General features: G+C 66.5%; 14 protein-coding genes. 5 read left to right on the top strand and 9 right to left on the bottom strand.

Annotated features, from left to right (window positions below; genetic code table 11):
* The first annotated feature begins 72 nt into the window (after positions 1-72).
* From AWC08_RS20375 to AWC08_RS20355, 4 genes are all read left to right on the top strand, one after another.
* Entirely contained in the window at positions 73-1,200 is a 1,128-nt protein-coding gene (locus AWC08_RS20375) for a resuscitation-promoting factor (protein WP_069433229.1), read from the top strand.
* Complete coding sequence (rsmA, locus tag AWC08_RS20370) at positions 1,164-2,108, top strand: 16S rRNA (adenine(1518)-N(6)/adenine(1519)-N(6))-dimethyltransferase RsmA (RefSeq protein WP_069433228.1); 945 nt, start codon at positions 1,164-1,166, stop codon at positions 2,106-2,108. Before AWC08_RS20375 ends, rsmA begins: the two co-directional genes overlap by 37 nt.
* 67 nt (positions 2,109-2,175) lie before the next feature.
* Entirely contained in the window at positions 2,176-3,138 is a 963-nt protein-coding gene (locus AWC08_RS20365; RefSeq protein WP_069433227.1) for a 4-(cytidine 5'-diphospho)-2-C-methyl-D-erythritol kinase, read from the top strand.
* 248 nt (positions 3,139-3,386) lie between these two features.
* A complete protein-coding gene (locus AWC08_RS20355; RefSeq protein WP_065133386.1) occupies positions 3,387-5,021 on the top strand; it encodes a fatty acyl-AMP ligase in 1,635 nt (544 codons plus the stop codon).
* A gap of 145 nt (positions 5,022-5,166) precedes the next feature.
* Here AWC08_RS20355 and AWC08_RS20350 read toward each other — a convergent pair whose 3' ends face one another.
* From AWC08_RS20350 to AWC08_RS39865, 4 genes are all read right to left on the bottom strand, one after another.
* Positions 5,167-5,499: a hypothetical protein gene (locus tag AWC08_RS20350; protein WP_065133397.1), complete on the bottom strand. Its 333-nt coding sequence runs from the start codon at positions 5,497-5,499 to the stop codon at positions 5,167-5,169.
* Between the two features lie 58 nt (positions 5,500-5,557).
* Positions 5,558-7,366: a TNT domain-containing protein gene (locus AWC08_RS20345; RefSeq protein WP_069433226.1), complete on the bottom strand. Its 1,809-nt coding sequence runs from the start codon at positions 7,364-7,366 to the stop codon at positions 5,558-5,560.
* A gap of 15 nt (positions 7,367-7,381) precedes the next feature.
* Positions 7,382-7,711, bottom strand: a complete 330-nt coding sequence (locus AWC08_RS20340; RefSeq protein WP_065133388.1) for a hypothetical protein — start codon at positions 7,709-7,711, stop codon at positions 7,382-7,384.
* 96 nt (positions 7,712-7,807) lie between these two features.
* Complete coding sequence (locus tag AWC08_RS39865; protein ID WP_232007802.1) at positions 7,808-8,092, bottom strand: hypothetical protein; 285 nt, start codon at positions 8,090-8,092, stop codon at positions 7,808-7,810.
* Positions 8,093-8,197: 105 nt separating this feature from the next.
* Here AWC08_RS39865 and AWC08_RS20335 point away from each other — a divergent pair, with 105 nt between their 5' ends.
* A complete protein-coding gene (locus AWC08_RS20335) occupies positions 8,198-9,103 on the top strand; it encodes a DUF302 domain-containing protein (RefSeq protein WP_232007801.1) in 906 nt (301 codons plus the stop codon).
* 5 nt (positions 9,104-9,108) lie between these two features.
* On the opposite strand, the gene AWC08_RS20330 is transcribed toward AWC08_RS20335, so the two are convergent.
* From AWC08_RS20330 to AWC08_RS20310, 5 genes are all read right to left on the bottom strand, one after another.
* Positions 9,109-10,083, bottom strand: a complete 975-nt coding sequence (locus AWC08_RS20330) for a hypothetical protein (RefSeq protein WP_069433224.1) — start codon at positions 10,081-10,083, stop codon at positions 9,109-9,111.
* A 34-nt stretch (positions 10,084-10,117) separates the two neighbouring features.
* A complete protein-coding gene (gene pth / locus AWC08_RS20325; protein ID WP_069433223.1) occupies positions 10,118-10,693 on the bottom strand; it encodes an aminoacyl-tRNA hydrolase in 576 nt (191 codons plus the stop codon).
* Positions 10,694-10,699: 6 nt separating this feature from the next.
* A complete protein-coding gene (locus tag AWC08_RS20320) occupies positions 10,700-11,356 on the bottom strand; it encodes a 50S ribosomal protein L25/general stress protein Ctc (protein ID WP_065133392.1) in 657 nt (218 codons plus the stop codon).
* Between the two features lie 191 nt (positions 11,357-11,547).
* Positions 11,548-12,417: an oxidoreductase gene (locus AWC08_RS20315; RefSeq protein ID WP_069433222.1), complete on the bottom strand. Its 870-nt coding sequence runs from the start codon at positions 12,415-12,417 to the stop codon at positions 11,548-11,550.
* 5 nt (positions 12,418-12,422) lie between these two features.
* Positions 12,423-13,634, bottom strand: coding sequence for a cytochrome P450 (locus tag AWC08_RS20310; protein ID WP_069433240.1), 1,212 nt, complete (start codon positions 13,632-13,634; stop codon positions 12,423-12,425).
* Positions 13,635-13,661 lie beyond the last annotated feature (27 nt).

The raw sequence follows: 13,661 nt of genomic DNA, 5'->3' as shown, positions 1-13,661 counted from the left end.
GGTGTTGCTGCGTAAGTGTCGTGGTAGGTCGGAACGAACTCGGGATACGTAGAGATTGACTGGGATTTGACATTGAAACTGCTCACTAAACTTCATCGAACTGAATCGCCCACATTGCGCCTGCTGGTTGGCGCCTTGCTGCTGGTACTGACATTCGCCGGCGGATACGCCGTGTCCGCATCCAAGACCGTCACGCTGACTGTCGATGGCACCTCGATACGAGTGCAGACCATGAGGTCCAAGGTGATCGATATCGTCAGAGAGAACGGGTTCTCCGTCGAAGAGCGCGACGACCTGTACCCGGCCCGTGACGTCTCGGTCGACGACGCGGCCACGATCGTGCTGCGCCGCAGCCGGCCGTTGGAGATCACGCTCGACGGCCAGAATTCGCGGCAGGTGTGGACCACGGCGGCCACCGTGGATGAGGCGCTGGCCCAGCTGGCCATGACCGACACCGCGCCCGCCGCCGCGTCGCGCGCGAGCCGCGTTCCGCTGTCGGGGATGGCCCTGCCCGTCGTCAGCGCCAAGACGGTCCAGATCGACGACGGCGGCGTGGTGCGCACGGTGCACCTGCCGGCGCCGAACGTGGCCGGATTGCTGGACGCCGCGGGTGCCCCGCTGCAGGACAGCGACCAGGTGATCCCCGCCCCGACGACACCGATCGCCGACGGCATGCAGATCCACGTCACCCGTAACCGGATCGAACGGGTCACCGAGCGGATGCCGCTTCCCCCGCCGGCGCGGCGCATCGAGGACCCCGAGATGAACATGAGTCGCGAGGTCGTCGAAGATCCGGGAGCCCCCGGCACCCAAGACGTGACGTTCTCGGTAGCCGAGATCAACGGCGTCGAGACCGGTCGCCTGCCCATCGCCAACGTGGTGGTGACGCCGGCTCGCGAAGCGGTGGTGCGAGTCGGCGCCAAGCCTGGCACCGAGGTGCCGCCCGTCAGTGACGGCACCATCTGGGATTCGCTGGCGGGCTGCGAGGCCGGCGGGAACTGGGCCATCAACACCGGTAACGGGTTCTTCGGCGGCGTGCAGTTCGACCAGGGCACCTGGGAAGCCAACGGCGGGCTGCGCTATGCCCCCCGCGCCGACTTGGCCACCCGCGAAGAGCAGATCGCGATCGCCGACGTGACCCGGCAGCGCCAGGGCTGGGGTGCCTGGCCAGTGTGCAGTGGACGAGTGGGTGCCCGCTGACGATCCGGCTGCTCGGGCGCACCGAGATCCGGCGGTTGGCCAAGGAGCTTGATTTTCGGCCGCGCAAGGCATTCGGACAGAACTTCGTCCACGATGCCAATACGGTGCGGCGGATCGTCACGGCGTCCGGCATCGGCAAGTCCGACGTGGTTCTCGAAGTCGGTCCGGGACTGGGTTCGCTGACGCTCGCACTGCTCGACCGCGGTGCGACGGTGGCCGCCGTCGAGATCGATCCGGTGCTGGCCGCCCGCTTGCCGCAAACGGTCGCCGAGCATTCCAGCAGCGAAGGCCAGCGGCTCACCGTGCTGCATCGCGACGTGCTGACGCTGAGCCGCGAGGACCTGGCGGCCGAACCGACCGCCGTGGTGGCCAATCTGCCCTACAACGTCGCCGTCCCCGCGCTGCTGCACCTGCTCGCCGAATTTCCGTCCATCCGCACCGTGACGGTGATGGTGCAGGCCGAGGTCGCCGAACGGCTCGCCGCGGAGCCGGGCGGTAAGGAATACGGCGTGCCGAGTGTCAAGGTCAACTTCTACGGCCGGGTACGACGGTGCGGCACGGTGCCGCCCACGGTGTTCTGGCCCATTCCGCGTGTCTACTCCGGGCTGGTGCGCATCGACCGCTACGAGACATCGCCTTGGCCCACCGACGAAGCCTTCCGCAAGAGAGTCTTCGAGCTGGTCGACATCGCCTTCGCGCAGCGGCGTAAGACGTCACGCAACGCGTTCGTGGAATGGGCCGGATCGGGCAACGAGTCGGCCCGGCGGCTGCTGGCGGCCAGCATCGACCCGGCCCGCCGCGGCGAGACGTTGTCCGTCGAGGACTTTGTGCGGTTGTTGCAGCGGTCCGGCGACGGGGACCTCGATGCCGGTGCGCCGCCGGATCCCGCTCCGGCGTCCACCGGCTGAACCACGGATGACTGCACTCCTGGTGCCGCTGCGTGTGGTTCGCCGATGGCAGCGATAGTCTGCTGCGGTGTCCGCATCTGACGGCAATACCGCCGAGCTGTGGGTGCCCACCGGGTCGACCACCGTTCGGGTGCCGGGGAAGGTCAACCTCTACCTGGCCGTGGGCGACCGCCGCGAGGACGGCTACCACGAGCTGACGACGGTGTTCCATGCCGTTTCGCTGTTCGACGAGGTGACGGTCCGCAACGCCGATGTGCTCTCGCTCGAGCACGTCGGTGAGGGCGCTGACGTGTTGCCCACCGACGAGCGCAACCTGGCCTGGCGGGCGGCCGAGTTGATGGCCGACCATGTGGGACGGGCCCCCGACGTGTCGATTCTGATCGACAAGTCGATCCCCCTGGCCGGCGGCATGGCGGGCGGTAGCGCCGATGCGGCCGCCGTCCTGGTGGCGATGAATGAGCTGTGGGAACTCAACCTGCCGCGCCGTGACCTGCGGATGTTGGCCGCCCAGCTGGGCAGCGATGTGCCGTTTGCCCTGCACGGCGGCACCGCGCTGGGCACCGGGCGGGGCGAGGAACTGGCCACGGTGTTGTCCCGCAACACCTTCCATTGGGTCCTGGCCTTTGCTGAGAGCGGACTGCTGACCCCGGCGGTGTATGGGGAACTGGACCGGCTGCGCGAGGTGGGGGACCCGCCCCGCCTCGGCGAGCCCGGTCCGGTGTTGGCCGCCCTGGCGGCTGGCGACCCCCAGCAGCTTGCGCCGCTCCTGGGTAACGAGATGCAGGCTGCTGCCGTCAGCCTGGACCCGGCGCTCCGGCGGGCCCTGCGCGCGGGCGTGGAGGCCGGCGCGCTGGCCGGTATCGTGTCCGGCTCCGGCCCGACGTGCGCATTCCTGTGTGACTCGGCGGACTCCGCCGTCGACGTCGGCACCCAGCTGTCCGGGGCGGGGGTGTGCCGCACGGTCCGCGTCGCCAGCGGGCCGGTGCCGGGCGCCCGCGTGGTGCCGGCTCCCGCGACGCCCGGCGACTGATTAGTCGGTGAGTTAACTGCGTTGTGACATCGCACTCATATGCCGTTACCGTTTGGCAGTTACTTAAGAGTTGCTTAAGATAAGCCGCGGTGGCGAGTACCGGCAGCCCAACGCTGGGCCGCAGCTCTCTACCAAATCGAGACCTAAACGCTGTCCAACGTGTGCGCGCGCCTGCCTCTGAGCGTGATCTGGCGAGTGCACCATGAAGCTCGGACCTTGGGGACAGCGCCAGTACCGAGGAGGTATGCGTGAGCAGGTTTACCGAGAAGATGTTCCGCAATGCCCGCACGGCGACGACGGGCATGGTCACCGGTGAACCCCACGAACCCGTCCGTCACACCTGGGGCGAGGTCCACGAACGCGCCCGGCGCATCGCGGGCGGCCTCGCCGCCGCGGGCGTCGGCCTCGGCGACGCCGTCGGCGTGCTGGCCGGCTTCCCGGTGGAGATCGCCCCGACAGCCCAGGGCCTGTGGATGCGCGGGGCCAGCCTGACGATGCTGCACCAGCCCACCCCGCGCACCGACCTGGCCGTGTGGGCCGAAGACACGATGACCGTCATCGGCATGATCGAGGCCAAGGCCGTCATCGTCTCGGAGCCGTTCACGGTGGCCATCCCGGTACTGCAGGAGAAGGGCATCAAGGTTCTCACCGTCGCCGACCTGCTGGCCTCCGAGCCCGTCGACCCGGTCGAGGTCGGCGAGGACGCGCTGGCTCTGATGCAGCTGACGTCCGGATCCACCGGGTCGCCGAAGGCTGTCCAGATCACCCACCGCAACATCTACTCCAACGCCGAGGCGATGTTCATCGGCGCCGAATACGACGTCGACAAGGACGTCATGGTCAGCTGGCTGCCCTGCTTCCACGACATGGGCATGGTCGGATTCCTCACCATCCCGATGTACTTCGGCGCCGAGCTGGTCAAGGTCACGCCGATGGACTTCCTGCGCGACACGCTGCTGTGGGCCAAGCTGATCGACAAGTACAAGGGCACGATGACCGCGGCGCCCAACTTCGCCTACGCGCTGCTGGCGAAGCGGTTGCGCCGCAACGCCAAGCCGGGCGACTTCGACCTGTCGACGCTGCGCTTCGCGCTGTCCGGCGCGGAGCCGGTCGAACCCGCCGACGTGGAGGACCTATTGGACGCGGGCAAGCCGTTCGGCCTGCGGTCGTCGGCGATCCTGCCCGCCTACGGGATGGCCGAGACCACGCTGGCCGTGTCCTTCTCCAAGTGCAACTCCGGTCTGGTCGTCGACGAGGTCGACGCCGATCTGATGGCCGCCTTGCGCCGGGCCGTCCCCGCCACCAAGGGCAATACCCGTCGGCTGGCCACCTTGGGACCGCTGCTGAAGGACCTCGAGGCGCGCGTGGTCGACGAGAACGGCAACGTGATGGCCGCCCGCGGTGTCGGGGTCATCGAACTGCGCGGTGAGTCGCTCACCCCTGGCTACATCACCATGGGCGGCTTCATCCCCGCCCAAGACGAGCACGGCTGGTATGACACCGGCGACCTCGGTTACCTCACCGACGAGGGTCATGTCGTGGTGTGCGGCCGGGTCAAGGACGTCATCATCATGGCCGGCCGCAACATCTACCCGACCGACATCGAGCGGGCCGCCGGACGCGTCGACGGCGTCCGTCCGGGCTGTGCGGTGGCCGTGCGCCTGGACGCCGGCCATTCCCGCGAGTCGTTCGCCGTCGCGGTCGAGTCGAACGCGTTCGAGGACCCCGCCGAGGTGCGCCGCATCGAGCACCAGGTCGCCCATGAGGTCGTCAAGGAGGTCGACGTGCGGCCGCGCAACGTCGTCGTGCTGGGCCCGGGAACCATTCCGAAGACGCCGTCGGGCAAGCTGCGCCGGTCAACTTCCGTCACCCTGGTCACCTAACCGGCGCTTCGTGCCATATAGGGCGCTTCTGCGTCTGCTGGGCCGCGCAGGGCTTCCTCCTATTCGCGGGGTACTTGGGGATTCAGCCTTGGCAGGCTAGGTCCCGCGGACTCGGGAATCAACGTTCACCGGAGCATCAGGGGAGTTACAGCGCCTCGCCAATGTCGGGCAGTAACGAGATGTCCTCTGGCTGCCCATTGCGGAAGAGAGCGGCGAGTTCACGCACTCGCCGTTTCGCCCAGCCAGTATCGAACTGACTCAAGACTTGATACTCGTATTTGAAGCGTTCGGCGCGATCGCCCACACGTTTAGCAGCTTGACGGGTGACAACGCTTTCGCAGTACCAATAGAGCAGGTCATCCAGGCTCCCCGCCTGGTCGAAGCCGAGTTTTCCTCGCTCGTAGAAAGTGAAATGATATGAACCGTCGTGGGCGACGTAGATGTTGAGTCCATCATTGGTTCTGAGTCCCACCTGCAGCGGACGGACTCCCAGTTCGTCTGACAGCCGGTTTATTTCGAGTTGCAGCTCGTTAGATTTATCGCCCAAGAGGTGGTCCGTAGTCATCAAGGATTCCCCTGTCTAGCAGTTCCTTTACGTTTACCCGAACGCCGTCCGGCCCCACAATCATGTATTGGGTGGTGCCTGGCGTCGGCGTCTGGCCAAACCAAGGTGCCACCGGGCCTTCTACGATTTGCCAGCCAGGAGGCAGCGGCTTGCCGGTCACCATGTATCGGTTGTAGTCGCCTCCGACCGACTCTGGCATCAAGGCACGATCCCCGAAAGGGGTGCCATCGGGCGCGAGGTAGCGCCCGTATTCAGAGCCGAATCGGTCGATGATCGTCCCTCCAGGCAGATGAGCAGGCTGTGGCACATAGCCCGGTGGAAATCCGTCATTCCCAGGCCAGATCCGCGACTCGGGCGTCCCAAATCGGGCCTCAAAGTCGTGCCACGACAACCCCCCTGCCGGATCCCAGCCTCGCAACACAGCAAGAGGTGCACCGCCCTCGGTGAGAATTTCTGCGGGGAGTCCGGCCCGCACGGCAGCCCCTTCGCCACCAAAGAGAAGACTCGGTGCAGTCATTGCTGCGTCAGCCGCGTGGCCTCCTGCGTAATAGGCTGGACTCGGTGAGTTCAGGAGTCCGGTGACTTCATCTCGGATTGCGGCAGCGGGCATCCCGAGGGGATCACTAAACTGTTCGGCGAGGCCTTTTGCCAGTCCCGCCCAAGACTCAAGGATTCCCGGGTCGCCGCGCTCGCCAACGCCGAGCAGGTTGTGGATCATTTTCTCCGTAGCTCGCCAGCGGTCGCCGAATCCTTCGGCGAAGCCAGGGGCCGGCGGTACTGGCCCGCGTGAATGCGGTTGGGGAGCCAGGTTGTCGTGACCGAACCCTAGTGCCTGCGCCCGGGCAACTGCTGCGTCAAGTTGCTGCTCGATTTGCGCTGGCGGCACACCCTGTGCCCGCAGTGTCTCGCGGGCCATCGTCTTGAAGGCCTCAACGTCCTGCGGCGGGATTGGTACGCGGGTGGCAGGCGCTCCGGGCCTTGACAGTTGAGTGAGCAGGTCTGGCAGGCTGCCGGGCTGACGAGGTGCGTCCGGCTTGCCGCCCGCCCCAGGTGCTCCGGTGGGGAGCAGCATGTCCTGCCACGTCGGTGGTCCGCTGCCTGGTTCGGCGCCCAGTAACTCGCCGAGCCCAGACGGTGCGACCGCCGTTTGGGGCTGGCTCGGCAGCGGCGGAAGCACGGCTTGCGCGGGCCCGGGTAGTTGTCCGGCAGGACCGGAAGTCGGCATCGCTCTGCGGGGGTCGTACAGCGCAGCCGCGAAGTTAAGGTCCTTGCCGATGGTGGCTTGTGCGTCCCGGATCTGGCTAGCCACCTCGTTCTCGGCGGCCCACCACGTCGCCGCCTCGGCTTTGAGTTCGGCCTCAGCAGCCGCGACGGTCTTGGCATTCTGGTCGGCGGTTTCCTTGCTGGTGCCCTCGGGCGCGGTGTAGGTGATCGAGAGGTCTTCGTTAACCGTCACGCCCGCGTGGGACTCGGCGTTTTCGATGATCTGCTTGGCGTTCGCCAGTGGCGGCATCAGCTTCGAGCTGACGGTGTTGGCAATCGTCTGGGCGGCGGCATCCACGGCATCGCGCACATGAGTGATCGCTTCAAGATCCTGACGTGAACGCTGCTGGGCCGCTTCGGCGGTCCGGCCTTCCCAATACGAACCGCCGGGGCGCTTCACGTAAGCGAGGTAGGTTTCGGCCTGCTGTTCCAAGGTCGCGACTGTGGTCTTCCAGCCGCCGATCAGGTCGAGCACCTTGTGCGGATCAGCGTGCAGGACCTGCGACTTGGTCGGCATCGACGGGAGAGCTTTTTACGCGCTGGGCGATGGTCGCTGCAGGGTCGGAACTGTGTTGACCGCCGTAAAAAGTTGATCGTCGGTGGCGATGAACCCTTGGCGGGCCAGGTCGATCATGTCGGCGAGCTTGGTGAACCGAGCCGCCACTGTTGCCTTGACGACTGGCAAGGTTCGGGTCGACATCTCTTGGGCAGCCGCTAACGACGGCACCGCCCCGGCATCCACTGTCCCCCCGCTGGGGATCTCATGCGGCAACCCCTGGGTCACCTCCCACACCAGGGTCTGCAACTGTGGCTTCAACCGCCCCAACGCCTCCAAGTCGGCCTGCAGGATCTGCTCCGTCATACCTACACCTCACCAGCGAAATCACCTATCTAGGCGCTCAAGTCTATCCAGCACAAAGCAAGCAAATGCGCGCCGATTGTCCTCCCAGCCAGCGGCTCAGCCCGTGCGGATGAAGTGGTGGGTTTCCCCTCTACTCGCAGGTGATGCCGTCGCCGTCCCGGTCAAGACCAGGGACCCACCACCCCAGGGGACTTGTTCAGCCGGAACCGACTGATCGACAAGACCATCCCGGAGCCGCGGTGGCGTGTGGAGCGACCGGCGTGTGACTTCCGACATGCCGAGATCAATGTCCTCGACGATGCCCTTTGCGCATACGCCGTTGTCAAAGCGATGAGGGCCTTGGAAATAGACCCACACCTCGTCGCCTTCCTCGACCGTCAAGGTACGTTTTTAGTCTCGAGGGGCAGGCTGGGCCCGTCGGAACCCGAGGGAGTGGCGCCGATGTTGTTGGCATCGCGAGCGGTTGTGGCGCAAGTCTTGGTCACCGTGTCTGTCGCCCTGACGCTGGTCGGTTGCCACGACGGTCGCAGCATGGGACCCGCTGGCGCACCGACGTCCGCCGCACCCGCAGACGGGTCACGCAACGTTTCGACCAAGTTCGTCAACTACACCGCCGCCAAAGGGTTCGAGGCCACGGTCGACGCGTTGAACAAGGCGGCCGCCGACCACGCGATGATGATCGTCGGGGAGGTCAACGAGGACGCGGAGTTGGCGGCGAACGGCCTGCGACTGCCCGGCGCCAGCAGCTTCTTCGTCGGTAACCCGGGGCTTGGCAAGAAGTTCTTCGATGCCACCAAGGCGATCGGCGCGGTGGTTCCGGTACGCATGCATGTCTGGGTGGACGGGGACGGTCCGGCCCACATCGGTTACTTCGACCCAGCAGCGCAGTTCACCGCCGTAGATCCCGCCCTCGGTGAGGGCGGGCAACAGATTTCGCAGCAGATCCGCACCATCGCCGAAGCTGCCGCCGGCGGTCCGATGACGGCAACCGCCGTCGACACCCGGTTCATCACCGTCAGCGCCGGCGGCGAGTTTGAAGCGACGATCGGCGCTCTGCACGATGCCGCCGACAAACACGGCATGGTCATCCTCGGTGACTTGAACGAGGAAACGAGATTGCAGGCCGTGGGGGTGCAATCGCAGCGCGCGCACAGCTTCTTCATCGGCGACCCGCGGATCGGCAAGACGCTGTTCGGCACGAGTCAGGCGATCGGCGCGGTGGTGCCGGTGCGGGTCACCGTGTGGTCCAACGACCGCGGTGGTCCGGCGCTGATCAGCTACTTCGACCCGGCACCGGAGTTCACCGCGGTCGATCCGGCTCTCACTGATGCCGGAAGCCAGATTTCCGATGCGATCCGCGCGATCGTCGACACCGCGGCGGGCAAGCCCTGACGGTCCTACCGCCGGCGTGACCAGTCGCGCGCCGCGGCGATGAAACTGGCGACGAATTCCCTTTGGGCCGAATCGAATTCGCTGCTGTAGTCGATGGTGTCGTTGACCGCTCGGTGCTGGAATTGCAGTGTGCAGCAGTCGACCAGGCCGCCCTCGATGTACATGCTGCTGGTGCTGAGCGCCATCAGGGTGACGTCCTCGGCGACTGGCGGGTCGACCAGGTTGCGCGAACTCGTCCGCATGATGCGAATCTGGTCGTCGACGAATCGGTCCGCCTCTCTGAGGGCACTGGCTTGGAGAATCCCGGTTGGTCCCAGATAGTGGCAATTCAGTGTCTCGCTGCTGGCGCTGCCGCGCGCCATCACCACCTTGCCGCCGACGATGTGTTCGGCGACCCGTACGCCGGCACACTCACGAGCGATATCCTGTTGCGGGGGAACGAAATCGGTTGGCAACTTGGTGGCGACGGTCCTGGCCAGCAGGACGAGTTGTTGCTGCGTGACCATCTCATTGGGCGCGCCCAGCAGCGGAGTCCAGGTGAGCACGAACTGCATCGAACCGTGATCCACGGCGATCGCCGACTCGGTCTCCGCACGTACGAAGAAGGCCTTGTCCGAGTCGACGGCGACGTCCTGGCTGTTCCGCGCCCGGCGGCCGCCGATGAGATTGGCGACTTCGGGAACCGGTCCGCCGATCGGAACGCTCAGCACCACACCACCGAGGTCGTCCTTCGGGGCGTAATGACACGCCGCCATACCTGCCGGGTGCAGCTTCGAGACGTCTAGGCGCTTCGTCACCTGCAGCGTGGGTGTGAGACGACGGTAAGTGGTCTGCACATCGGCGACCGGCAGCGCCGAGCACAGATCGGCGAGCCGGGGTTGCGGCGGGTTCGGCGCCGGCTCGCACCCCGTCGTCGACGACAGCACCGCGGTTGCCAGCAATGGATACGCGATCCACAGCTTGTTTCTCGCTCTGCGCATCCAAACCGACATTACCGAGCGTGCGCTGGCCCGCCTACCACGCGTGAACACGGTTCTGGGCGGGCTCGAGCCCAAGTTCGATCAGCATTTCGGCGGCGTCGGCCGCCTGCTCGCAGATGGTCGGGACCTCGGCGCGCTCGGCGGCGTTGAAGGGCTCCAGCACGAACGCCGCCGGGTCCTTGCGTCCCGGAGGGCGGCCGATTCCGATACGGACGCGCTGGAAATCCTTGGTGCCCAGAGCGGCAGCCACCGAGCGCAACCCGTTGTGACCGCCTTCGCCGCCGCCGAGTTTGAGCCGGATACGGCCGAATTCGAGGTCGAGCTCGTCGTGGAGCACGATGATGTCGGCCGGTAGCACCGAATAGAACTTGGCCAGCGGCCCCACCTGGCGCCCGGACTCGTTCATGTAGCAGCGTGGTTTGGCCAGCACCACCGGGCGTCCCGCCAACCGGCCGGTGGTGATCTCGGCGCCGGAACGCTTGTGCGCCTTGAATTTCCCACCCAGCCGGGCGCCGAGGACGTCGGCAACCATGAACCCGACGTTGTGCCGGGTCCGGGCGTAGTTCTCGCCCGGATTGCCCAGGCCGACCACCAGAAGGGGCTCGGCCACGTTGCCTTACTCCGACTCGTCGGAGGCCTCGGCGGCCTCCTCGCCGGCTTCGCCCTCTTCGGCCGCGGCTTCGCCTTCCTCGCCCGCGCCCTCCTCGGCGAGGTCCTCGGCCGTCGGCGCCTGCACCACGTTGACCACGAGCAGTTCGGGGTCGGAAATCAGGTTGACGCCGCGGGGCAGCTCGATCTGTCCGGCGGTGAACTGGGTGCCGGCTTCCGCGCCCTCGATCGAGATGGTGAGCTGCTCGGGAATCGACAGCGCCTCGGCCTCGATCTCGATGGTGTTGGCGTCCTGGGTGACCAGGGTGTCGGGACCCGCCTCGCCCTCGACGACGACGTTGACCTCGACGGTCACCTTCTCGCCGCGACGCACGATGATCAGGTCGGCGTGCTGGATGGTGCGCTTGATCGGGTGGATTTCGATCGCCTTGGTCAGCGCGAGCTGCTCCTTGCCGGCGATGTCCAGGGTCAGCACCGCGTTGGTGCCCGAGTGCCGCAGCACGGCCGCGAAGTCATGCCCGGGCAACTCGAGGTGCTGGGGGTCACTGCCGTGGCCGTAGAGCACGGCCGGAATCTTGCCTGCGCGGCGGGCCCGGCGGGACGCGCCCTTTCCGGTCTCGCTACGCACCGTGACGGCGAGTTGATTGACGGTAGCTTTAGCCATGTGTCGCTCCTGTGTGTAAGGCACGGCCAGGGATCGCGACAGAATGCCGGTCTCCGTCGATAACGGTGCTGGTCTGCTGGCCAGCCACCCTCGCCGTGACGCTTGGTCAGGTTATCCCACCCGCGCGAGCAGACGCAAAATCCCCCTGGAACGCGCGTTCCAGGGGGATTTTGCGTCTGCTCGGCCCAGGGTCAGAGCGGAAATTTGGTGCCGGTGAGCTGCTCGGACAGGTCCCAGAGCGCGGCGGCGGTTTCCCCGTCCTGGGCGGCGCGGCTGCGCCCGACGGGCTGGGTTCGGCCGGCGTAGCCGAATCGCGGGCCGATGAACGAGTTGCCGGGTACGTCCTGGGATGCGGCGTACAGCGTCTGGCGTGCGCCGAAGTCGGCGTCGGTGGCCATGATGCGGGTGGCCGTCGACATGATCGCGTCACTGAGCTTGCGCCCGGAGGCGCCCTGGAGGTTGGTGTGCGAGTAGCCGGGGTGAGCGGCCAGGGCGCGCAGCGGTGACCCGGCCTTGTCGAGACGCCGCTGGAGTTCGGTCGTGAACAGCAGGTTGGCCAGCTTGGACTGGCTGTAGGCCAGCCACGGCGAGTAGCGCCGGTTCTGGTAATTCAGGTCGGCCAGATCGATCCGCCCCGGCCAGTGCGCCATCGAAGACACCGTCACCACCCGGTCGCTGAGTTTGGGCAGCAATAGGTTGGTCAGCGCGAAGTGCCCCAGGTGGTTGGTGCCGATCTGGCTCTCGAAGCCGTCTTTGGTCAGCGCATAGGGGGCGGCCATGATGCCGGCGTTGTTGATCAGGACGTCGGCGCCGTCGACGCCTTCGGCGAACAACCGCACCGACGACAGGTCCTGCAGGTCGAGCGCCCTGACCTCTACCAGCCCGCGAATGTTGGCTGCGGCTTTCTCGCCCTTGGCCGTATCGCGCACGGCCATGATGATCTTGGCGCCGTGGCCGGCCAGCTCGCGCGCAGTCACCTCGCCGAGTCCGCTGTTGGCGCCGGTGATGACGACGGTGCGTCCGGCGAACGAGGGAAGGTCAGCCGCTGTCCAGTTGGTCATGATTCCTAGTCTGCGATGTCGAACTCCAAGGGGACGCTGAGGGGTCCGGTGATTCCCGTCATCGGCCGCCACGGTGCAGGGCCGGCCAGGCGTGGGTTCGGCATCCGGGCGGTGATCACTTTCAGCGCTTCCGTCAGCTCCAGCCGGGCGAGGTGTGCGCCGAGGCAGTAGTGCACGCCGCCGCCGAAGTTGAGGATCGGCGCCGCTGCTGCCCTGGTGATGTCGAGCCGCTCGGGGTCGTCGTACACCGCGGGGTCGCGGTTGGCGGAGGCGACGTTGGCGAAGACGATCGTGCCGGCCGGAAGGCGGACTCCGGCCAGCTCGACGTCTTCGCCGGCTTGGCGGACGACGCCGAAAATGATTGGCAGATAACGCATCAGCTCGTGAACGGCATCCGGCGCACGTTCTGGTCGTCGGGCCAGCAGCGCCCATTGGTCCGGGTGCCCGGCCAGTGATTGCACTGCCGCGGCCAACTGGTTGCGGGTGGTGTCCGTGCCGGCGCCGAGCAGGGTGGCACACAGCATGAGCAGCTCGTCGTGGGTCAGCCGGTCTCCGTCGTCTTCGGCCCGGATGAGATCGGAGATCAGGTCGTCGCTGAGCGACGCGCGCCGGCGGATGATCAGATCCTCGAGGTAGGCGTCCAGCTCGTTCCACGCCGCGAGGATCACCGGGGCGTCAGCAGCAGCGGTGGGCTCGAACAGTTTCTTGATGTCTTCGGTCCAGTCGGAGAACAGATGCCAGTCCTCGACGGGTGCGCCCAGCAGCGCGCAGATGATTGCCGTCGGATATCCCTTGGCGATATCGGTGACGACATCGCAGTGCCCGACGCCGGTGACGCGCTCAACCAGTTGGGTGATCACGTCGACGGTCAGGCAACGAAAGCGGTCGGCAGCCCGCGGTGAGAATGCTTTCGACACAAGTCGGCGCAGTCGGTGGTGCTCAACCCCGTCCATGCCAAGGATGTTGTTGACCGCCCGGTCCCACAGCGGACCGGAGGTGACACCGAATGCGCCGAGCCCCAAGCCTTCGGCGGTGGTGAACCGATTGTCGCGCAACACAGTTCGCACCAGTTCATTACTCAGCACCTCCGGTCCGTAGGGGCCGAGCGCAATCGGTGCTTGGGCGCGGGCGTTGGCGATGACACGGTGCGCTTCGCCCGGATCGGTGAGGTGGGCGTATGCGATGGTGGGGCACTCGGGTGCGGTCGTGATCGTCATGGCGTCGACTATCCGGCGATTGACGGC

The organism is Mycobacterium gordonae, from assembly GCF_002101675.1.
In the GTDB taxonomy this organism is placed as follows: domain Bacteria; phylum Actinomycetota; class Actinomycetes; order Mycobacteriales; family Mycobacteriaceae; genus Mycobacterium; species Mycobacterium gordonae.
Note: the sequence above shows the minus strand (reverse complement) of the source record. Positions and strands in the feature narration are given on the sequence as shown.